Here is a 22,743-nt window from a genome sequence, read left to right as displayed (position 1 = left end):
GTAAGCATATCAAAAAAAGCAGAAGATATCTAATCCTTTTAGAATAAATATCTTCTGCTTTAAGTTAATGACATTGTATATTTACTGGCGTTTCAGCTTTTTTTACAGGTGTCAACAGGAACATTCAAAAAACTTTCCAGTAGTATTTTGGAAAATAAAAAAACAACCAGTAAAAAGTTTCAAACCCCATGTTGACACTTATGTTGTCAGCGTACAGATAAACTTCCGGCAGGGAAAAAGACAATCCTCTCTCTGTCGGGCACAGGAAAGAAAGGAAATAGATGATTATGGAGAAAATGATGAATACAAAAGCAGAAAGAAACACATTTACAAAGAAGATCGGGCAGACAGTATATATTGTTCGTTATTATTTCAGCGAAGAGGCAAAGGAAACCATGCAGGAAAAGATTAACCGGATGCTGGTTACAGAAGCAAGCCGACAGGAAATGTAGCTGAGCGAAGTGACTTGACTGAGTAAATTGAAATGGAAATATGTCTGATAGTGTGATATGATTTGAATGGCAAAAGATATTTTAAGAAACAGACATGCTAGCGTTAAGTTTGCTAAGGAGAATAATATGGAATGGTTCGGAATTGTAGCATTGTTGCTGTTACTTTGTTATTCGGCGTATCCGGGAAAAGTAAAGCGTTTAGAAACGAAAGTAAAACGATTGGAGAAAAAGCAGAGAGGAGTGGCATATATGTCAAAGCTGATTAATGATCTTGTAGGAAAACAATGTATTATCAGATCAGAGTTCATTTTTAGTTTTGCAGGAAAAACTGAATTATCCTGCAAGATAATAGACGCAGATGATGAATGGATAAAAATTTGTTATACAGAGAAAAAAGATAAGCAGGTAGTTAAGCTGATGCGAATTGAAAATATTGAATCAATAGAGGAACAGTAAGTTCTATTTTAGAAATTCAGAGGAGTAAAGAGCATGGATTATAATTTACAAAAAAATCAAAATGCAAAACAGACTTATCATTCTATTCGTAATTCTATTGTGTCTGCACAACATCGCTTAAGCACAGCGGTAAATTCTGCTATGGTAACAACTTATTGGGAAATTGGAGAACAGATTTTTAAAGCATGTGGAGAAAATGATCGCGCAGAATACGGAAAGAAATTATTGGAATATCTTTCTGAGCAGCTGACCGCAGAGTTCGGAAAAGGTTTTGATAAATCGAATCTTCGTAAGATGAGGCAGTTTTATTGCACTTTTCCAATTCGAGACACACTGTGTCCTGAATTGAGCTGGTCACATTATCGTGTCTTGATGCGTATAAATGATGAACAGGCAAGAAGATTTTATATGGAAGAATGTGCAAAAGCAGCATGGAGTGTTCGTCAACTGGAACGGCAGATCAATACGATGTAGTATCAGCGTATTTTAGCAAGCCAGGATAAGATAGCGGTTGCAAATGAAATTCAAACAACAGAGCCAAAACCAGAATATGAGAAAATAGTGAAAGATCCTTATGTTATGGAATTTCTGCAGATTCAGCCTGACACACATGTATATGAAGGAGATTTGGAACAGGCATTGATTGATCATCTTCAACATTTCCTTTTGGAACTTGGAAGAGGATTTTCATTTGTAGCACGCCAGAAAAGATTTACATTGGATGGACAGGACTTTTTTATTGATCTGGTATTTTACAACTATATTTTAAAATGTTTCGTTCTCATTGACTTGAAAATGGGTAAACTGACCCATCAGGATCTAGGACAAATGCAGATGTATGTGAATTACTATACTCGTGAAATGATGAATGAAGGAGACACGCAGCCTATTGGGATTGTACTCTGTGCAGACAAGGGAGATTCTATTGTAAAATATACGCTTCCTGAAGATAATCACCAGATATTTGCATCAAAATATTTCACCTATCTGCCGTCAGAGGAAGAATTGAAACGTGAATTAAATTTGAAAGAATTTCACAAAAAAGAATAAAAACGAAAATACAAAGCGGAAGTTATAGTAAAGGAGATTTACAATGGAGTTTTGGATTTTTATGTTGATTATGGATTTGCTTCTTCCATTTACGATGATTGGTTTTGGAAGATATTTTATGAAAAAGGCTCCAAAGGAAATAAATTCAGTATTTGGATATCGAACTTCGATGTCTATGAAGAATAAAGACACATGGAAATTTGCTCATAAATATTGTGGTAAAGTCTGGTATGTCTGTGGAATGGTTATGTTGCCAATAACAGTAATATTCATGCTTTTAGTAATTGGAAAAAATGAAGATTGTGTTGGGAGTATGGGAGGAATTATCTGTGGTGTTCAACTTATTCCTTTAATTGGGTCTATTCTCCCAACAGAAATAGCATTAAAAAAGAATTTTGATAAGAATGGAACAAGACGATAAAGTTTGCAGAATCAAGGAAATCGGGATTTAACGCTTGAAAAAAGGAGGAATAAACATGGCAAAGAAAGAAGAAAGATTTGAAGTTATATTTAGAGATGGAAGTGGGCTTAAGGATGAAGGAGTTCGCCAAATTCTTGTAGATAAAGAGACGGGAGTTAATTACCTTTGTTGGAAGTCCGGATATGGAGCCAGTATTACACCTCTTCTGGATTCGGAAGGAAAAGTCATAGTCACAAAGTAAAATCGGGAGTTAAAGGATAAAGCTTACGAAAAGCAAAAAGATAATTATAGGAGTCACTATCGGAATAGTCGCAGCAATACTTTGGAGCATTGTTTTCATAAACTCATTAAATAGCATGGCTGGAATTGGAATTGGAATATGTCTGGGTATATCTTTTGGCATATCTGGCAGTCTTATTTTTTCAAAAAAAGATAAAGATAAGTGATGATACAACTCCAAGTTTGTAGAATTCAAAAATTTAATATGAAATGTGAGATAGAGCGTATGGAAATTAACTATACGTTCTATTTTTTTGCCTTTTTTGAAAAAGTGATTAAAAACTATTGACATTTTGTTACTGGTGGGACGACGAAGTCTTTCTTTTGCGGTATAATAGAAGATAAGATGATACCGTGTCAAAAAAGGAGGATGAAATGATGCGAGTTTTGGTAATACCGGATGTGCATTTGAAACCGTGGATGTTTGAACAGGCAGCAGTGCTTATGTGTGAAAAAAAGGCGGACCGTGCAGTGTGTCTGATGGATATTCCGGATGACTGGGGAAAAGAATATGACATTGCATTGTACGAACAAACCTATGATGCGGCCATTGATTTTGCCAAAGAATTTCCGGAGACCGCCTGGTGTTATGGCAATCATGACTTGAGCTATCTCTGGCATCGGTTGGAGAGTGGCTACAGTTCAATGGCAGCTTACACCGTGCAGAGAAAATTGTTGGATTTGCGGGATGCACTCCCGGAGAACCATCCGATTCGCTATGTCCAGAAAATAGATAACGTGTTATTTTCACATGGAGGGGTATTGGATTATTTTGCAGAGAGCGTTGTACCGAAATCGAATTATCATGACGTGGAGGCTGTGGTGGCAGCCATTAATGAACTCGGTCCAAACGAAATGTGGAACGATGCCTCGCCCATCTGGCTCAGACCCCAGCATTCCAATATGCGGCTGTATAAAACAAAGGAATTATTGCAGGTAGTGGGTCATACGCCGATGAATATGATTACAAAGGAGGGCAACTTGATTTCCTGTGATGTCTTCTCAACTTACCAGAACGGAAAGCCCATTGGGACGGAAGAATTTTTGCTGCTGGATACAGAGACGTGGGAATGCAGTGGCGTAAAATAAAATAGGATAGTAAAAATAAACATAACTGTTCAGAGCCAACCTCCAAAATGCAAGCATTTTATACCTGTTTTTTAAATTTTGCTTGGTTCTGAACAGTTACAAATAAACAAAAATGAAGACAGGATACGTGAAAATGCAGTCTGACAACTCCAACTGGAAAGCCTCTGCTCTGACCATAAAAATAACAACAAACTAAAATTACGGATTAATCAGAAGCAGCATTCACTAGTCAAAACGAATTAGGGTGCAGCGTGGCCTCAAAATTCCCGAAAAAGATATAAAAAGCGTCTATTCAGACACAAGTGCTTCAATGCTCGCCGGTACTTAGGCAGTGTATTTTACTGCCTTATGTACCGCTGCTAGCATTGGCAGCGAGAGCGGCTTGTGTTGAATAGACGCTTTTTATATCTTTATTTAGAAATGACAGGCCACGCGTCAAAAATTACTTTTTGTTCGCACGCATACGCTGTTTCGGATCGAGAATCTTCTTACGGATACGGATGTTCTTAGGCGTAATCTCAACAAGCTCATCATTTTCGATGAAGTCAAGGGCCTGTTCAAGGCTCAGTACCTTATGAGGCACAAGCTTTAAGGCTTCATCGGAACCTGAAGCACGGGTGTTGGTCATCTGCTTACGCTTGCAGACGTTCAGCTCGATATCGCCGCCCTTAGGGTTTTCACCAACGACCATACCCTGATAAACCTTTTCGCCAGGTCCAAGGAACAGAGTACCACGTTCCTGGGCATTGAACAGACCGTAAGTGATGGTTTCACCGGCTTCGAATGCGATCAGGGAACCTGTCTGACGGTAAGCGATGTCACCCTTGTATGGGCCATAGCTGTCGAAGATTGTATTCAGAATACCGTTACCCTTTGTATCAGTCATGAATTCACCACGATAACCAATGAGGCCACGGGATGGGATCAGGAACTCAAGACGTGTATAACCGCCGTTGGAACGGGACATACCCTGAAGTTCACCTTTACGGAAGCTGAGCTTTTCGATAACAACACCGGCGAATTCATCCGGTACATCAATGACAGCCTGTTCCATTGGCTCAAGGAGATGACCTTTTTCATCCTTGTGATAGATAACTTCTGCTTTGCTGACTGCAAATTCATAGCCTTCACGACGCATATTCTCGATGAGGACGGAAAGATGCAGCTCGCCACGGCCGGATACCTTGAAGCAATCTGTATTCTCTGTATCTTCAACACGAAGGCTGACATCTGTATTCAATTCTCTGTAGAGACGTTCACGAAGATGTCTGGATGTAACGAACTTACCTTCCTGGCCGGCTAATGGGCTGTCGTTGACGATGAAGTTCATAGAGATTGTAGGCTCGGAAATCTTCTGGAATGGAATCGGCTCTACAAAGTCAGGAGAGCAGAGTGTATCACCGATATGGATATCGGAAATACCGGAGATGGCAACGATAGAACCGACGCCGGCTTTCTCTACTTCTACTTTGTTCAGACCATCAAACTCGTAGAGCTTGCTGACTTTCACCTTACGGCGTTTCTCAGGGTCATGGGCATTGACGATGATGGCATCCTCGTTGACACGGATTGTACCGTTGCTGACTTTGCCGACACCGATACGGCCAACATATTCGTTGTAATCGATAGTGCTGATCAGTACCTGTGTACCCTTGTCAGGATCACCTTCCGGAGCAGGAATGTGATTGATGATAGTTTCGAATAATGGCTGCATGTTATTGCTGTCATCACCGATCTCAAGCATAGCTACACCTTCCTTGGCGGAAGCATAAACAAATGGACAGTCTAACTGTTCTTCTGAAGCATCCAGATCGATGAGCAGTTCAAGCACTTCATCGATGACTTCATCCGGTCTTGCTTCCGGACGGTCGATCTTGTTGATACATACGATAACAGCCAGGTTCAGCTCAAGGGCTTTCTTCAGAACGAACTTTGTCTGAGGCATAGGGCCTTCGAAAGCATCTACAACAAGGACAACGCCGTCTACCATTTTAAGGACACGTTCTACCTCGCCGCCGAAATCGGCATGTCCCGGTGTATCGATGATGTTGATCTTGACATCCTTATAAAAAACTGCTGTATTCTTGGAAAGAATTGTGATACCACGTTCACGTTCGATATCATTGGAGTCCATGACTCTTTCCTGTACAACCTGATTGGTTCTGAAAACACCGCTCTGTTTCAAAAGCTCATCTACCAGAGTTGTTTTACCATGGTCAACGTGAGCGATGATGGCAATGTTTCTTGTATCTTCTCTCTTTATATTCATATAAATCCTTCTTTCTGAAAAAGAATCTGCTTAACAACGCTATTTATCATATCAATTACCAACGGGTTTTTCAAGTTTTTTATTTCGGAAATCTATAATAAAAGTGAATAATTGCATTCAAAAAGGCGAAAAATGCAGATGAATCCTTTCAAATGCCGTTGTCTGGCGGAGTCTGTCGATGAATGAGAATTTCTTTTCATGGTAAACCATGGTAGATTTTAACTATCACGAAAATCTGTTTTTGTAGGGGCAGAGAAGAGAAAGAGGTCACAGGATGCCTGTCTGATGAAAAACAGATGGCATAAATGGTGCCTGAACGGAATACATATAAATACATAAAAATTAAATTTACCAGAAGGGTGAAAGGGGATTAAAAGATGGCAGATAAAGCAATGGATAACAATCAGGTGACAATCGTAGGTACTGTTGATTCGGAGTTCACATACAGCCATGAAGTTTTTGGGGAAGGCTTTTATATGCTGGAGGTGGTTGTAAGCAGGCTGAGTCATATGGAGGATCGGATTCCGCTGATGGTTTCGGAGCGGCTGGTGGATGTGAAGGAAAGCTGTATGGGGAAGATTGTAGAAGTCCATGGACAGTTTCGTTCCTATAATAAACATGAGGAAGGGAGAAACCGACTGATTCTTTCGGTGTTTGTCAGAGAGTTTTCATTTGTGGGGGAAGAAGGAACGCTGACAAGGCCGAACAGTATTTATTTGGATGGTTACATCTGCAAACCGCCGGTTTACCGGATGACGCCGTTAGGGCGTGAAATTGCAGATCTTCTGATGGCGGTGAACCGGCCGTATGGCAAATCCGATTATTTGCCTTGCATCTGCTGGGGAAGAAATGCAAGGTTTGCCGGCAAGTTTGAAGTCGGGACACATATTCATCTTTGGGGAAGAATCCAAAGCCGTACATACCAGAAACGGCTGGAGGATGACGTGGTGGAAAAGCGGACAGCTTATGAGATTTCGGTGAATAAAATCGAATGTGTAGAATAAATACGAATATGTAGAATAAATACGAATATGCAGGATAAAAGCGACAGTTTATGAGGTTTTACTTGACGTTTCTCTATGAATATGATATTTACTATTATGTATTTGTTTAAAGTCGGATAATTGGCAAGCAGGCTTTAAACCGGAATTACCATCAATTGTCTATATGAAGCGCAGTGAGAGGCAGAGGCTGTGCCGGAATAGAGAGATTCTACAGGAATCATAGAGGTAAGTGTTGTGGAAAAAGGTTTAGTAAAGATTTACTTTGGCGAAGGCAAAGGCAAGTCAACATCATCTATGGGACGTGCACTTGTCTGCGCCAGTGAAGAGAAAGAGGTTTTTGTCATTCAGTTTCTGAAGGGGAAGATAACTGGCAGGCTTGATTACCTGAAGAGACTGGAACCGGAGATCAAGGTCTTCAGGTTCGAGAGAGAAGAAGCCTTTTATGAAGATCTGACGGAAGAAGAGAAGCAGGAAGAGAAGGTGAACATTCTTAATGGCTACAATTTTGCCAAGAAGGTATTGTCCATTGGAGAATGTGAGGTTTTGATCCTGGATGAGATACTGGGGCTTGTAGACCTGGGAATCATTACCTGCGAGGATGTGATCCGTCTGATCGAGATGAAGGATGAGTCCGTGGAACTGATCATGACAGGACGTCATCTTCCAGATGAACTGATCCCTTATGCAGACTATATTTCACGTCTGGATATTGTCAAAGGATCTTGTTCTGAAAAGCCGTCATGCATGTAGTTTGCTGTTGACATGATGGTTGTTTGGTGATACTATGAAATAGTAATTAAGTAGAGGCGCATATTTATATAAGTAGAACTCAGGATGCAGTCAGGTGCAGATGAATGAGTTGGAAAGGATGATATGCCGAAGCCTTATATCCCCTGGAAGATATATTGCTGGGCATACAGTTAAGAGCTGTATGACTGTCATCATTTTGATGGAGTGCTGCTTGAAGAATTTTCATAGTTGAGAATATTCTTATGAGTCGGCATTGCGTCGGCTCTTTTTTATGCCATAGTCAATTCCAGTGGAATTCTCTAAGACTTGCAAAAAGAGCAGAAGTACATGTCCCCTTTATAGCAGTAATAGAAATTGGAGGAAAGAGATATGGCAATTTTTACAGGTGCAGGTGTTGCAATTGTCACACCAATGCATGCAGATGGTTCAGTTAATTTTGAGAAACTTGAGGAGAACATTGATTATCAGATCGCCAATGGCACAGACGGTATCGTTATATGTGGTACAACAGGTGAGTCTTCCACATTGTCAGAGGAAGAACATATTGAATGTATTCGTACAGCTATCAACCGTACAGCCGGCAGAATTCCTGTTATTGCAGGTACCGGTTCCAACAGTACTGAGACAGCAATCTATCTGACCAGAGAGGCTGAGGAAGCAGGCGCAGATGGTGTGCTTCTTGTTACCCCTTATTATAACAAAGCAACACAGAAAGGTCTTGTAGCTCATTATACAGAGATTGCAAAGCATACAGATCTTCCGATCATTCTGTACAATGTTCAGAGCCGTACAGGCGTGAATATCGCACCTGAGACAGCAGTGACTCTGGCTAAGAACTGTGACAATATTGTCGGTATCAAAGAAGCAAGCGGCAATATCTCACAGATTGCAACATTGATGCAGCTGGCAGAAGGATGCATCGATTTATACTCAGGCAATGATGATGAAGTTGTTCCAATCCTGTCTCTTGGCGGTATTGGTGTTATTTCCGTATTTTCCAACATCTGTCCGCAGGATTCCCATGATATCGTTGCCAAATATCTGGCAGGTGATGTGAAGGGAAGTCTTGAGCTTCAGTTAAAGGCCCTGCCTTTGATGCATGAATTATTCAATGAAGTGAATCCAATCCCTGTCAAAGCAGCAATGAACATGCTTGGTATGGAAGCGGGTCCCCTCAGAATGCCTTTGACAGAGATCGAACCGGAACATAAGGCCCGTCTGGCAGCAGCGATGAAGGCTTATGGCCTGAAGCTGTCAGAATAAGGAATAGATTTTAATAAAGACTTTTTCGGATGAGCATCAGAATGCGCATCCGGGAGAGTCTTTCTTTTAGTTACAGACGCTGTAACAGATAGGATCCGATGCCCGTTGTTCTCTCACGTCTGTTATACGTTCCGTGGGCTGCACAGGAATTCGGAAATAAATAAGAATGTCAATACTTTAACTATAATTGCGTTATGAAGCGATGTAGGGTAAAATGAAAGTAGTGCATTGTTAGAAGACTGTAACAGGAAAGGCAATGAACAGTTATTAATGGATATTTATCACAATAGAACAAATTAAATGGAGGATATAGAGATGGTAAAGATGATTATGCATGGCTGCAATGGTGCCATGGGACAGGTGATTACAAAACTTGCATCAGAAGACAATGATGCAGAGATCGTGGCAGGTATTGACTGTGCAGACAACAGAGAAAACCCGTATCCGGTGTTCACATCCTGCGATGCATGTGATGTGGATGCAGATGTGATTGTAGATTTTTCAGTGGCACAGGCTGTGGATGGCGTTCTGGCGTATGCGCTGAAACGTAAGATGCCGCTGGTGCTTTGTACAACTGGATTGAGCGACAAGCAGCTGGAGGATGTAAAGGCTGCATCCAGTCAGATTCCGGTGCTTCGTTCTGCCAATATGTCACTGGGTGTGAATACGGTTTTCAAACTGGCAGCTGCAGCAGCCAAGATTCTTGGCGAAGCCGGTTATGATATTGAAATCGTTGAGAAGCATCATAACAAGAAAATGGATGCACCATCCGGCACAGCACTGGCCATTGCAGATGCCATCAATGAAGCGATGGATCACCGGTATACATATAAACTGGATCGTTCGGCAGAACGTGCCAAGAGAGAGGCCAATGAGATCGGTATTCAGGCTGTCAGAGGCGGTACTATCGTCGGTGAGCATGAGGTTTTCTATTGCGGTCAGGATGAAGTTATCGAGATTAAGCATACGGCTTATTCCAAAGCTATTTTTGGAAAAGGTGCCATTCAGGCAGCACGGTTTTTAAAGGATCAGAAACCGGGAATGTATCAGATGAGTGATGTCATTGGTTAGTCGAAAACGCAAAGGGAAAGGAGCCGCCATGGAACAGTTGGGGGATTTACAGAAACGTTATCTGAAACTTTTATCTGAAAAATATCCGACGATTGCGTCGGCATCAACGGAGATTATCAACTTATCTGCCATTATGAACCTTCCGAAGGGCACAGAGCATGCATTGAGTGATATCCATGGGGAGGCAGACCAGTTTTTTCATGTTCTGAAGAACGGTTCAGGTGCAGTCAGAGCCAAGATTGATGAAGAGTTCGGCAACAGCATCAGTATCAAAGATAAGAAACAGCTTGCAACGTTGATTTATTATCCGGAGAAGAAGCTTGAACTGATCGAGAAAGAGGAAGATGATATTGAAGACTTTTACAGAATGACTTTTCACAGACTGATTCGTGTGTGTAAACGTTCCCAGTCAAAATATACCCGTTCCAAGGTCAGAAAAGCACTGCCGAAGGATTTCGCTTATATTATTGAAGAATTGCTCTACGAACGAGAAGATATTCTGAATAAAGAAGCTTATTATAATGAGATTATCAATACGATCATCCGCATCAACCGTGCTAAGGAATTTATTGTGGCTATGTGCAATCTGATTCAGCGTCTGGTTGTGGATCATCTGCATATTGTGGGTGATGTTTTCGACAGAGGACCGGGAGCGGCTGCAATCATGGACAAGCTGATGTCCTATCATTCGGTTGATATCCAGTGGGGCAATCATGATGTGCTCTGGATGGGAGCAGCCAGCGGCCATCCGGCCTGCATTGCCAATGTGATCCGTATCAGTGCCCGTTATGGCAACCTGAACACGCTGGAAGATGATTATGGTATCAATCTGATGCCTTTGGCAAACTTTGCCAATACTGTTTACGGGGATGATCCATGCTCTCTTTTTGCCATTAAGCATGTGGAGCGTGAAGATTACAGCATCAGCCAGGTGGAAGAAGAAGTGGAAGTTAAGATGCACAAGGCCATTGCCATTATTCAGTTTAAACTGGAAGGTCAGCTGATGATGCGTCGTCCGGAATTCCATATGGCGGACAGACTTTTGTTGGATAAGATCAACTATGAGAAGGGAAGTATAACCATAGACGGCAAGGAATATGATCTGTTGGATCATAACTTCCCGACCATTGACCCTGCACATCCGTATGAGCTTTCAACGGAAGAGGAAGATATTATGAGTCGTCTGGTAACAGCCTTTAAGGGATGCGAGAAGCTTCAGAAGCATATTCAGTTCTTCTTTAAGCAGGGAAGTCTCTATCTCTGCTACAATGATAATCTGTATTATCACGGCTGTGTTCCCTTCAATGAAGATGGTACATTCAGAGATGTCACATTGAAGGGCAAGAAGTATTCAGGCAAGGCACTCTATGATTTTCTTGAAAGTTGTGCCAGAAAAGGCTATTATATGAGCAGTGATCCGGAAGAACGTCTTTATGGACAGGATATTATGTGGTTTATCTGGTCCAATGTGGATTCACCGGTTTACGGCAAAGAGAAGATGGCCACCTTCGAACGCTATTTTATCAATGAACCGTCATTGAGAGAGGAACGCAAGGATTATTATTATAAACTCATAGAGAAAGAAGAAATCTGCGATATGATCCTCAGAGAATTCGGAATGGATCCGAAGCGGTCACATATTGTAAATGGACATATGCCGGTGAAGTTCAAGAAAGGTGAGAGCCCGATCAAAGGCAATGGCAAGCTTCTGATTATTGATGGCGGATTTTCCAAAGCTTATCAGAAGACAACAGGTATTGCAGGCTATACCCTGATCTATAATTCCTATGGACTCCGCCTGGTTACCCATGAACCTTTTGAAAGCCTTGAGAAGGCGATTATAGAAGAAACAGATATCCATTCTAACATTACGGTTGTCCAGCTGGTCAATGAGCGAAGAATGGTGGCAGATACAGATATCGGTAAGCAGATTCGCAAGGATATTGTGGATCTGGAGCAGTTATTGGATGCTTACCGGAGAGGTCTTCTCAGAGAAAAACGATAAATTTGGAGGCAATATTCGTATGTTTGACGGATTTTTACGCGTTGCAGCAGCCACACCGGATATCCGGGTGGCGGACTGCAGTTTTAACGGTGCATCTGCAGCGGCACTTGTGTCAGAGGCCTATGAGCAGGGCGTGAGCCTGCTTGTACTGCCTGAATTGTGCCTGACAGGCTATACATGCAGTGATCTTTTTCTTCAGGAAAGTCTGTTGGATGGTGCTGAGAAGGCACTGGTGGCATTGACGGAATCCACAAGGGACAGGAATATGGTTGTATTGGCAGGTCTTCCGCTGACAGTAAACAGTGTTCTTTACAATGTGGCTGCTGTACTTCATGATGGTGAAATTCTCGGCTTTGTACCGAAATCTTACCTTCCGACATATTCGGAATTTTATGAAGGCCGCCATTATCACAGCGGTGCAGGTATAGAGACGGAGGTTTTATTTAACGGCAGAAAGTATCCTTTCGGAACAAAGCTTTTATTCAGATGCCGTCAGATGCCGGCATTTACCCTCGGTATCGAGATTTGCGAAGATCTCTGGGTTGCTCAGCCGCCAAGTATCGGTCATGCACTGGCAGGTGCCACTGTTATAGCCAATTTGTCGGCCAGTGATGAGACAACTGGCAAAGATATTTACCGTAAGTCTCTGGTCAGCGGACAGTCAGCAAGACTTGTCTGCGGTTATATTTACGCGGATGCAGGTGAAGGGGAATCTTCCACGGATCTTGTTTTCGGTGCACATAATCTAATCTGTGAAAACGGCAGTTTTATGGCAGAGTCCGAACGCTTTCACAATCAGATGATCACAGCAGATCTGGATACATCAAAACTTGTCAGTGAGCGTCGTAGAATGACCACATGGCAGCCAAACTTTGGTCAGGATTATCGAATCATTGATTTTGATCTTGAGATGCATCCGATCAAACTTCGCAGATATATCGATCCGCATCCTTTTGTACCGGATGATCAGACCGACCGTGCAAGGCGATGTGAAGAAATTTTGACAATACAGGCCATGGGTCTTAAGAAGCGTCTGGCACATACGCACTGCAGGCATGCTGTTGTGGGTATTTCAGGCGGCCTGGATTCTACATTGGCACTGCTTGTAACGGTACGTGCTTTTGATATGCTGGATATGGACAGAAAACAGATCATGGCTGTGACGATGCCGTGCTTTGGTACGACGGACAGAACCTATCACAATGCCTGTGAGTTGGTCCACAGACTGGGAGCAACCCTTGAGGAAGTAGATATTAAGGAGGCTGTTACTCTTCATTTTTCAGATATCGGTCAGGATCCGTCAAAACATGATGTGACCTATGAGAATGGTCAGGCACGTGAGAGAACACAGGTATTGATGGACATTGCCAATCGCTTGGGCGGCATGGTGATCGGTACAGGTGATATGTCAGAGCTTGCCCTTGGATGGGCGACGTATAATGGAGATCATATGTCTATGTATGGTGTCAATGCGTCTGTACCGAAGACATTGGTGCGTCATCTTGTGAGATATTGTGCGGATACGGCGGACAGCCAAACTTTAAAAGAAACATTGCTGGATATTTTGGATACACCGGTGAGCCCTGAACTGATCCCGCCGGAAGACGGTGAGATTTCCCAGAAGACAGAAGATTTGGTAGGGCCATATGAACTTCATGATTTCTTCTTGTATCATATTCTGCGTTTCGGGCGGCACCCGGCCAAGGTTTATCGCCTGGCACTGCAAGCTTTTGAAGGTGTTTATGATGCCGCCACAATCTTAAGATGGCTGAAGACTTTCTACCGTCGGTTCTTTGCGCAGCAGTTTAAACGATCCTGTCTGCCGGATGGACCGAAGGTTGGTTCTGTTGCGGTTTCTCCGAGAGGCGATCTGCGTATGCCAAGTGATGCCTGTGCAGCACTCTGGATGCAGGAACTGGATGAGATTGTTGAATAGCAGATGAAAGCGGTATTCAGACTTTCAGCGTGCTTTGTTAATGGCTTGGGAAACGGCACCCAGAAGAACCTGTGATGTGTACCGGCTGGAGGAAGAATAGCTGATGTCTTCGACAGAAACACCGGCGGCCAGCTGTGCAGATATATTATCCATGCTTGTTGCAAGCAGGGGATACATGGCTGCGACAGATTCATCCAGATTCACAATGGAGGCTGATTTGACCCGATCTTTGTCGACAACGACCTGTATGTCGACAGATTGACTGCCAAGTGTAATTGAAGATGTGTAAATACCTGCGGTGTATGCAGAAGCCGGGGATGTTTGCACATCTTTTTTGCTTGGGATAAATTGAAAAACAGCCAGAATTGCAGCAAGTATAAGAATGACAGCGACTGCTAAGGCAGTCAGCAGCTGGCGGAGTCTGAAAACAAAAATGCGGGTATCACTTTGCATGGAAATCCCTCCGTAAAAATGTTACTATATGTATATGAAAATAGATGAGAAATATGAGAGGAGAAAGGTATGTCACTACAATTGATCCTGGGAGGCAGCGGTACCGGCAAATCCACCAGATTGTATCAGATGATCGTCAGGCAGTCGGTGCAGTTTCCTGATGAAAAGATTTTTTTGATCGTGCCGGAACAGAATACCATGCAGGCTCAGAAGAATATTGTGACCCATCATCCCCGTCACGGAGTCATGAATGTGGATGTATTGAGTTTTGAACGTCTGGCTTACAGGATATTTGAAGAACTGGGAATGAACCAGAAGGAAATACTTGAAGATACAGGCAAGAGCATAATTATACGGCGGCTTCTGACAGAACATGAAGAGGAACTTTCGGCCTTCAGAGGAAACATCCGCAAAAGAGGCTTTGTAGACGAGGTCAAATCAATGCTGTCGGAGCTGTTGCAGTATGGGGTCACACCGGAGATGCTCAAAAAGAGAAGCATGGAGATGGGGACAGAATCTGTTTTGTATGCCAAATTACAGGATATTACGGTTATTTATGAAGCTTTTCTGGAGAAAATCCACGAAAAATATATGACAACAGAAGAAGTACCGGATCGTTTATGTGATGTGATCGAACAATCTGCGGTCATTCGGAATGTGACGGTTTATCTGGATGATTTTACAGGCTTTACACCGATTCAGTATCGTCTGATGACCAGAATTCTGCAGTTGGCACCGAAAGTGGTGATGACATTGAATGTGGACGCTGCTGCGAATCCCTATCAGGTTTCTTCTGTGGAGCATTTATTTTATCTGCCGAAGGATACGATCTTTCAACTGGAACGGATCTGTCGTGAGAATCTTATATCAAGAGACAAGGATATTCTTTTACAGGAGAGTCAAAATGGACGATTCAGAAACAGTGAAGAACTGGCGTCTCTTGAGAAAAATCTTTTCAGGGAGAAAGTTGTGCCATGGGAGAATGTTCCGGAGAATATCCGGGCTTATGGATTAGAGACGCCTAATGAGGAGATGGGCTATGCAGCCATGAAGATTCATGAATATGTATCTGTCAAAAATTATCGCTACAGAGATATTGCAGTGGTGGCCAGTGATATGAATCTTTATCGCGGCAGTGCACAGTATTGGTTTGATAAGTATCAGATTCCGTGTTTCTTTGATGGCAGACGCAATATTTCAGGCAATATGATGATCGAATGGCTTCGTTCTCTTTGCGGTATTTTTGTTCAGAAGTACAGCTATGCCGCTGTTTTCAGATATATCAGAAGCGGATTATCCGGTATTGCAGAAGAAGAGGCTGATCTGCTGGAAAATTATGTGCTGGCACTGGGTATACGCGGTCATGCCAAATGGACGAAAGTCTGGACGGCCAGGATGCAGGGAATGACAGATGAGGAACTGGATAGGATTAATGGCATTCGGGAACGTCTGATTTTGCCTATGGAAGAATTGGATAGTGTGAGCCGGAATAAAGAAGCAAGAAATGTTGATTTTATGCGGGCACTTTATCGTTACATGCAGCATTTGTCAATACGCAGGCAGCTGGAAGCGTGGACTTCCTTTTTTGAAAGCAGAGGTGATCTGTCAAGGGCCAGGGAATATGAGCAGATTTATGATGTTGCCATCGGTCTGCTGGAGCGAATGCATCTGATTCTGGGAGAGGAACCTCTTTCAATACAGATATTTTCAGAGGTGCTTGAAGCAGGGATCAGCGATGTTCGAATTGGTATCATCCCACCGGGATTGGATCAGGTGACGTTTGGTGATATACGGCGTACACGACTGGAAGACGTCAAAGTATTGTTTTTCGTAGGCATGAATGATGGACTTGTACCGCTTATGGAAAATGGCGGGGGACTTCTGACGGAGATTGAGAGGGGAAAGCTGGCATTGCATCATATTCATCTGGCACCCAGTGTCAGAGAAAACACATGTACGGAACAGTTTTACCTCTATATGAATATGACCAAACCGTCGGAACAGTTGATTTTGACCTGGTCAGAGCAGGATGCTTCCGGTAAAGAAAAGCGGCCTTCTTCTATATTGAACCGGATCAAGAATGTTTTTCCTCAAATGAAGCTTCAGAGAGTTCGTATGAATGAGGAACAGAATACAGATTTTTGGCATAATTATCAGTTCTTGATCCGAGGGCTTCGGGAAATCAGTGAAAACGGACAGATTCAGGAAAACTGGCAGGAGGTTTATGACTGGTTTTACAGCAATCCGGAGTATAAGGAGAAGACCCGGCAGCTGGTGGAGGCTGCTTTCTATCATTATACGGGGGATCCTTTATCCCAGGCGGCTGTGAAGGCTGTTTACGGCGGTCAGCTCACCGGCGGTGTCACGATGCTGGAAAAATATGCAGCCTGTGCTTATGCACATTTTCTTTCTTACGGGCTTCATCTGAAGGAGAGAAAGATTTATCAGGTACAGGCACCGGACATCGGTATGATTTTTCATCAGGCAATTGAACGTTTTTCTCTGAGGATAGGAAGAAGCGGTTACCAGTGGCGTACGATTCCGGATGAAACAAGAGATCGTCTGGTGGAAGAATGCGTGGAGAGTGTTGTACTTGAATATAATCACTCAGTTATGCAGGACAGTATGAGGGCGCAGTATCTTACAGAGAAAATTATGCGTATGACAAAACGGACGATATGGGCTCTGCAGCAGCAGCTGAAGAAGGGTGATTTTGAGCCTGTTGGCTACGAAGTGCGTTTCACAACAGAACTTGAGAATCATCATATGCACCTTTTCTACGGTGATCGTGGTGTGATGACCCTCAATGGCAAAATCGACCGAATGGATCTCTGTGAAGAGGATGAGAAGGTCTTTCTGAAAATTATTGATTACAAGTCCGGCAGTACCAAGTTTGATCTGACATCTGTTTTTCATGGCCTTCAGCTTCAGTTGATGGTCTATATGAACGCTGCCTGTGAGGAACAGCGGCGAAAAGATCAAAAATGCATTGTCATTCCGGCGGGTATTCTTTATTATCACATTGATGATCCTCTGGTGGCATCCAGAAATTTTCAAGATTTTGTTGGAGAACAGAATGATGAGACGGCAATTCTTGAGCAGTTGGCGGTGGATGGTCTTGTGGTAGATGATACAGAGATCATTCATCATATGGATCAGCATCCGGAGATGCCGCCGAAAGTATTGCCGGTGACATTAAAAAAAGACGGCTCTTTATCGGCATTGTCGAGTGCTGCACCGCCTGAGAATTTTGAAATATTGTCATGGCATGTGAAACGAAGAACAAGACAGTTGGGGAAACGTATTTTTTCAGGTGATATCAGTGTTCATCCATATCGTTATGGACAGAAAAAAGCCTGTGATTACTGCAGTTTCAAAGCTATCTGTGGATTTGATCCGTCTTTTGAAGGGTTTGACTGGCATCGACTGAGAAAAATGAAAAAGAATGAAATATGGCAGATGATCAGAAAGGAGGCGGGAGAATGAGTTTTCAGTGGAGTGAAAAGCAGCAGGCGGTTATCGATGCACGAGAGTGCTCAGTGCTTGTCTCTGCGGCAGCCGGATCAGGCAAAACGGCAGTTTTGGTAGAAAGGCTGATACAGCAGCTGACGGACAAAAAACATCCGGTGGAGATTGAACGCCTTCTTGTGGTTACATTTACCAATGCAGCCGCCGCTGAGATGAGGGAACGAATCGGGAAGGGGCTTGATAAAAAACTGCAGGAGGAGCCTGAAAACACCGGGTGGATTCGACAGAAACTTCTTTTGCCATGTGCACAGATTTCGACGATTCACAGTCTGTGTCTGAAAACAATTCGGGAGCATTTTGAAGTGCTGGAACTTGATCCTTCCTTCAGACTTGGTGATGAGGCGGAGCTGAAGCTTTTGAAGGCGGATGTTGCAGAAGATGTCATGGAAACTTATTATGCTTCCGAGAATCGTGCATTCCGAGATTTTGTGGATCGCTATGCCAGCGGTAAGGCCGATCAGGGCATTGCAGAAATGATCATACAGCTCTATGATTATTCCAGAGGTTTTCCATGGCCGGAGTATTGGCTGAAGCAGTGTTTGGCAGCCTATTCCGGTGAGAGCAGTCAAAATGGTGCCTGTGCAGTAACGGCATTTTCCATGCTGCAGTTAAAAAATATGCTTTCCAAATATGATATTCTTTTGGAACAGGCCAGACAGCTGTGTCTGATACCGGATGGTGTGGAACCCTATTTACCGGTTATTGATGCGGATATGAAGTGGCTGGGGCAATTAACTGAGGCCGAAACTTATGACGGAGCCAGAGAAATTCTGCAGCAGGTGACATGGAAGCGGCTGCCTCGGGTATCATCTTCAGTTGATGCAAAAATCAAAGAGCAGGTGAAAGAGATTCATGCTGATTTTAAGACAGCGGTGGAAAATCTGCGTACAGGTTATTTTGTTCATCCATTGGAAGAATTGGAAGCGGAAATGGCCTATATCTATCCATCTGTGAAAATGCTGACAGAACTGGTGAATGCCTTTGAACAGCAGTTTAAAGCAGCAAAGGCGGATAGAAATATGCTGGATTTTTCAGATTTGGAACATGATATGCTGAGACTTCTGGCTGATTTTTCGGAGGATGAAAACGGCCGGATGAGAGTAACGCCTACGTCAGTAGCAGATGAGCTTTGCGAGTTTTATGAAGAGGTTGTCTGTGATGAATATCAGGACAGTAATCAGGTGCAGGAGCTGATTCTGAGTCTTTTGTCAAGGGAGCGAAAAGGTCAGTACAACCGTTTTATGGTCGGTGATGTTAAGCAGAGTATTTATCGGTTCAGACTGGCAGATGCAGCGATTTTTATGGATAAATATCATCGCTATGCAGATGCGTCAGAGGATGAACACATGCAGCGAATTGATCTTTCACGGAATTTCAGAAGCAGGGAAAGTGTTCTGTCAGGGATTAATTATATTTTCCGCAGGATCATGAAGAAAAGTCTTGGCGGGATTGATTATGACGAGCATGCAGCACTTTATCCGGGAATGGAATATCCTGAAGCACCCGGCAAAAATATTGCCGGCTCTGCGGAAGTGCTTTTCCTGACAGCAGATTCGGAGGAAGCAGATCCGGAAGAGGAGGTGGATACAGTTTCTCTGGAAGCAAAGCTTGCTGCTGCCAGAATTCGTGAGTTGACGGATAGCGAACATGGTCTTGATATTTATGACAGTGATTTGGGAATCTACAGAAAGGCCGGATATAAGGATATTGTTATTTTGCTTAGAACGGTGACAGGATGGGCGGAAAAGTTTGTAGATATACTGACAGCCGAGAATATTCCGGCTTGCGCTGAAATGTCTGCGGGATTTTTTGATACGATCGAGATACAGACAATGCTTCAGTTTCTGTCGGTGGTGGATAATCCAAAACAGGATATTCCGCTGGCAGCTGTCCTGTGTTCGCCGATTGTCGGAATGACATCAGAAGAACTGGCCATGGTACGTTCTGCAAATCAGGAAGAACATCTTTTTGAAGCCTGTACCGGATGTGGTCGGGAGTTGGCAGGTTATGACAAAATCCGGAAGTTTCTGACATTGCTGACGGATATTCGTAGAGCTTCTGTTTATATGGAATTATACGAATTGATCCGATATATTTATGATCAAACAGGGTATTATGATTATGTACAGGCCCTGCCGGGAGGAGAGCGCCGTAAGGCTAATCTGGATCTTTTGCAGGAGCGGGCAGTAACATATGCTTCCGGCAGCTACAGCGGTTTATTTGATTTTATGCGTTATATTGAACAGCTTAAGAAGAATCAGATTGATTTCGGAGAGGCTGCTATGCCGGAGGGTGACAAAGGCCGCGTGCAAATTATGAGTATTCATAAGAGCAAAGGTCTGGAGTATCCGATTGTTATCTTGTCAGGATTAGGCAAAAAATTTAATTTTAAAGACAGTATCAGCAAAATGATCCTGCATTCAGAGGCCGGGATCGGTATAGATGCGGTCAATCTTCAGAGCAGAAAGAAAATGGCCTCTGCATACAAAAAGTATCTTTCATCCAGATTGAATCTTGAGACATTGGCGGAAGAACAGAGGATTTTGTATGTGGCCATGACCCGTGCAAAAGAAAAACTGGTCATGACAGGTGCAGACGGCTCAAAGAAGATAGAGGAAAAGCTGGATGAATGGCGAAGGCGCGGGGAGAGTGCTGATGCAGCATTTCCGGACTGGATGCTGACATCAGCAAAATCCTATCTGGACTGGATCATGCCGGCAGTATTGAGGAAAGACGCGGAAGACGATTTTATCGTCAGAATGGTTGATATAAGAGAGCTGGCGGGACGTGAAGTGGGAAGAACCATTGAAAAACGCTGGCAGAAAGAAGAATTGCTTGAACGTTCTGTAAGTCAGAATCAGGAGAGTGCAATGGCAAAGGCACTTGAGCGGGATGTCAAGTGGCAGTATGCGCAGCTTGAATTGCTTTCCGTGAAAGGTAAATATTCTGTTTCTGAATTAAAAAAATATGCTATGGAAGAAATTCAGGAAGCAGAAGAATTGACGGACCTGGAGAAGAATTCGGAGATACCGGAAGGTGATGAAGAATTGCCGGATTTTATGAAAGACGTCGATGAATCGGAAATGCAGCCGGGGGATAATATCGGTGCATTTCGGGGAACAGCCTATCATCGTGTACTTGAATTGCTGGATTTTGCAGGGTGTCCGGATGAGAGAGATGAAAAATGGCTGCGGGCACAGCTATCTGCAATGGAGAAAAGCGGCCGACTGGCAGCTGAGCAGAGAAAAAGTATTAGTGTAAAAAATCTGGCTGATATGGTATTTTCTGATCTTGGCAGGCGGATGACACAGGCAGACAGGCGTCATCAGCTGTATCGTGAGGCACAATTTGTGATGGGGGTTCCGGTTTCAGTTGTTCGCCCGGGGATAGCCGGAGAGGAGACAGTTCTGATACAGGGAATCATAGATGCCTACTTTGAAGAAAATGATGCAGTGATCCTTCTGGATTATAAGACGGATCGTGTTCCAATCCGGAATGGTGCTGAAATATTGCAGAAACGTTATCAGCGTCAGCTGGATGATTATCAGTATGCATTAGAGCAGATTCTTCAGAAAAAGGTCAGACAGAAATTGATTTATTCATTTGCATTAAAGACATGGATTGATTTTTGAAAAATCGATTATAATTCAGGAGAATAGTATTTTTCAGGGATAAGTCCCTGAGATTTGGAGATACTCTGATTCTGTAAAGGAGACGATACAGATGAGTGATGAGAGATTTCTGGATAGAAAAATAACGAAGAAAAATGGTGAACAGGTGCCGATTCGGGAATTGAAGCCGGATGAACAGGTTAAATATGAAATTGCCGAGGAACTTGGGCTTTTTGACAGAATTATAGAAGAAGGCTGGGGTGCATTGACAGCCAGTGAATCCGGCAGAATCGGAGGCATCATCAAAAAGAAAAACAGTCAAAAGAAAAAGGAATAAAACAAATGGAAGCTTATACAGGATTTGCACAGGTTTATGATACGTTCATGGATAATGTGCCCTATGATGAATGGGGGGCATATCTGGTATCATTGCTGAAAAAATATGGTGTGGAGGATGGCCTTGTGCTGGATATGGGATGCGGTACAGGTGCGATGACAAGATATCTGGATGCCCATGGTTATGACATGACGGGCATCGATCTGTCAGAAGAAATGCTGACAATTGCAAAGGAAAAATCATCGCCGGATATTTTATATTTACTGCAGGATATGCGTGAATTTGAACTTTACGGAACGATGCGGGCAGCTGTCAGTGTTTGCGACAGTATGAATTATATTTTAAAGGAAGAGGATCTGCTGCAGGTTTTTTCTCTGGTGAATAATTATCTGGATCCGGGCGGTATTTTTGTATTCGATCTGAATACGGTTTACAAATATCAGGAAATACTGGGAGAGCAGACTATTGCCGAGGATCGTGAAGAATGCAGTTTTATATGGGATAATTTTTACGATGAAGAAGAGATGATCAATGAATATGATCTGACGATTTTTGTTCAGGAAGATGGGGAGCTGTTCAGACGTTACTGTGAGACACATTATCAGCGGGCCTATTCCCTTGAAACGGTAAAAACACTGATTGAGAAAGCGGGTATGGAAGTACTTGCAATTTATGACGCTTTTACGTATAATAAACCGAAGCCTGATAGTGAAAGGGTTTATTTTGTGGCGAGAGAACACGGCAAAAAGACTGTTTAAGACAGATGGAG

General features: G+C 43.0%; 19 protein-coding genes and 1 riboswitch. Of the genes, 17 read left to right on the top strand and 2 right to left on the bottom strand.

The features are described 5' to 3' along the window. Nucleotides 1–287: 287 nt before the first annotated feature. The 7 genes from HED67_RS01250 to HED67_RS01225 all read left to right on the top strand — a co-directional run bounded on the left by HED67_RS01250 (nucleotide 288) and on the right by HED67_RS01225 (nucleotide 3,747). Complete coding sequence (locus HED67_RS01250) at nucleotides 288–452, top strand: transposon-encoded TnpW family protein (protein ID WP_221717282.1); 165 nt, start codon at nucleotides 288–290, stop codon at nucleotides 450–452. Nucleotides 453–518: 66 nt separating this feature from the next. Further along, a complete protein-coding gene (locus HED67_RS01245) occupies nucleotides 519–908 on the top strand; it encodes a hypothetical protein (protein WP_227083217.1) in 390 nt (129 codons plus the stop codon). A gap of 33 nt (nucleotides 909–941) precedes the next feature. Next, on the top strand, nucleotides 942–1,382 hold the full coding sequence (locus HED67_RS17710) for a DUF1016 N-terminal domain-containing protein (RefSeq protein WP_330656603.1): 441 nt from the start codon (nucleotides 942–944) through the stop codon (nucleotides 1,380–1,382). A gap of 87 nt (nucleotides 1,383–1,469) precedes the next feature. Continuing rightward, on the top strand, nucleotides 1,470–1,958 hold the full coding sequence (locus HED67_RS17705; RefSeq protein ID WP_330656602.1) for a PDDEXK nuclease domain-containing protein: 489 nt from the start codon (nucleotides 1,470–1,472) through the stop codon (nucleotides 1,956–1,958). 43 nt (nucleotides 1,959–2,001) lie between these two features. Then, complete coding sequence (locus tag HED67_RS01235) at nucleotides 2,002–2,379, top strand: SdpI family protein (RefSeq protein WP_221717281.1); 378 nt, start codon at nucleotides 2,002–2,004, stop codon at nucleotides 2,377–2,379. Nucleotides 2,380–2,434: 55 nt separating this feature from the next. Further along, a complete protein-coding gene (locus tag HED67_RS01230) occupies nucleotides 2,435–2,620 on the top strand; it encodes a DUF6440 family protein (protein ID WP_221717280.1) in 186 nt (61 codons plus the stop codon). Between the two features lie 413 nt (nucleotides 2,621–3,033). Continuing rightward, on the top strand, nucleotides 3,034–3,747 hold the full coding sequence (locus HED67_RS01225; RefSeq protein ID WP_246612055.1) for a metallophosphoesterase: 714 nt from the start codon (nucleotides 3,034–3,036) through the stop codon (nucleotides 3,745–3,747). Nucleotides 3,748–4,189: 442 nt separating this feature from the next. On the opposite strand, the gene typA is transcribed toward HED67_RS01225, so the two are convergent. Next, on the bottom strand, nucleotides 4,190–6,016 hold the full coding sequence (gene typA, locus HED67_RS01220; protein ID WP_178439451.1) for a translational GTPase TypA: 1,827 nt from the start codon (nucleotides 6,014–6,016) through the stop codon (nucleotides 4,190–4,192). A 377-nt stretch (nucleotides 6,017–6,393) separates the two neighbouring features. Between typA and HED67_RS01215 the strand changes: the two genes are divergently transcribed. The 6 genes from HED67_RS01215 (at nucleotide 6,394) to HED67_RS01190 (ending at nucleotide 14,045) form a co-directional block, all read left to right on the top strand. Beyond that, nucleotides 6,394–7,020, top strand: coding sequence for a single-stranded DNA-binding protein (locus HED67_RS01215; protein WP_178439454.1), 627 nt, complete (start codon nucleotides 6,394–6,396; stop codon nucleotides 7,018–7,020). Nucleotides 7,021–7,254: 234 nt separating this feature from the next. Then, nucleotides 7,255–7,770, top strand: coding sequence for a cob(I)yrinic acid a,c-diamide adenosyltransferase (locus HED67_RS01210; protein ID WP_221717279.1), 516 nt, complete (start codon nucleotides 7,255–7,257; stop codon nucleotides 7,768–7,770). A 43-nt stretch (nucleotides 7,771–7,813) separates the two neighbouring features. Further along, nucleotides 7,814–7,988: riboswitch (Lysine riboswitch) on the top strand. A gap of 151 nt (nucleotides 7,989–8,139) precedes the next feature. Next, nucleotides 8,140–9,033 (top strand): 4-hydroxy-tetrahydrodipicolinate synthase, encoded by an 894-nt coding sequence (gene dapA, locus HED67_RS01205; protein WP_221717278.1) that lies wholly within the window; start codon nucleotides 8,140–8,142, stop codon nucleotides 9,031–9,033. Nucleotides 9,034–9,348: 315 nt separating this feature from the next. Further along, the gene (gene dapB / locus HED67_RS01200; RefSeq protein ID WP_178439463.1) at nucleotides 9,349–10,104 is read left to right on the top strand and encodes a 4-hydroxy-tetrahydrodipicolinate reductase; all 756 of its coding nucleotides are present in this window, start codon (nucleotides 9,349–9,351) and stop codon (nucleotides 10,102–10,104) included. A gap of 28 nt (nucleotides 10,105–10,132) precedes the next feature. Beyond that, a complete protein-coding gene (locus HED67_RS01195) occupies nucleotides 10,133–12,109 on the top strand; it encodes a fructose-1,6-bisphosphatase (RefSeq protein WP_215632415.1) in 1,977 nt (658 codons plus the stop codon). A gap of 19 nt (nucleotides 12,110–12,128) precedes the next feature. Further along, nucleotides 12,129–14,045 carry an NAD(+) synthase gene (locus HED67_RS01190; RefSeq protein WP_221717277.1) on the top strand — a complete coding sequence of 639 codons (1,917 nt, stop codon included), beginning with the start codon at nucleotides 12,129–12,131 and terminating at the stop codon, nucleotides 14,043–14,045. Nucleotides 14,046–14,069: 24 nt separating this feature from the next. On the opposite strand, the gene HED67_RS01185 is transcribed toward HED67_RS01190, so the two are convergent. Then, entirely contained in the window at nucleotides 14,070–14,498 is a 429-nt protein-coding gene (locus HED67_RS01185; RefSeq protein ID WP_221717276.1) for a hypothetical protein, read from the bottom strand. A 69-nt stretch (nucleotides 14,499–14,567) separates the two neighbouring features. On the opposite strand from HED67_RS01185, the gene addB reads away from it, so the two are divergent. The 4 genes from addB to HED67_RS01165 all read left to right on the top strand — a co-directional run bounded on the left by addB (nucleotide 14,568) and on the right by HED67_RS01165 (nucleotide 22,732). Then, nucleotides 14,568–17,984, top strand: a complete 3,417-nt coding sequence (gene addB / locus HED67_RS01180) for a helicase-exonuclease AddAB subunit AddB (RefSeq protein ID WP_221717275.1) — start codon at nucleotides 14,568–14,570, stop codon at nucleotides 17,982–17,984. Next, on the top strand, nucleotides 17,981–21,658 hold the full coding sequence (addA, locus tag HED67_RS01175; protein ID WP_221717274.1) for a helicase-exonuclease AddAB subunit AddA: 3,678 nt from the start codon (nucleotides 17,981–17,983) through the stop codon (nucleotides 21,656–21,658). Before addB ends, addA begins: the two co-directional genes overlap by 4 nt. Before the next feature lie 91 nt (nucleotides 21,659–21,749). Beyond that, nucleotides 21,750–21,974 (top strand): small, acid-soluble spore protein, alpha/beta type, encoded by a 225-nt coding sequence (locus HED67_RS01170; protein ID WP_178439481.1) that lies wholly within the window; start codon nucleotides 21,750–21,752, stop codon nucleotides 21,972–21,974. 5 nt (nucleotides 21,975–21,979) lie between these two features. After that, on the top strand, nucleotides 21,980–22,732 hold the full coding sequence (locus tag HED67_RS01165; protein WP_221717273.1) for a class I SAM-dependent DNA methyltransferase: 753 nt from the start codon (nucleotides 21,980–21,982) through the stop codon (nucleotides 22,730–22,732). Nucleotides 22,733–22,743 lie beyond the last annotated feature (11 nt).

The organism is Pseudocoprococcus catus, assembly GCF_019734885.1.
Taxonomy (GTDB): domain Bacteria; phylum Bacillota; class Clostridia; order Lachnospirales; family Lachnospiraceae; genus Coprococcus_A; species Coprococcus_A catus.
This window is presented reverse-complemented; position numbering and strand designations above follow the sequence as displayed.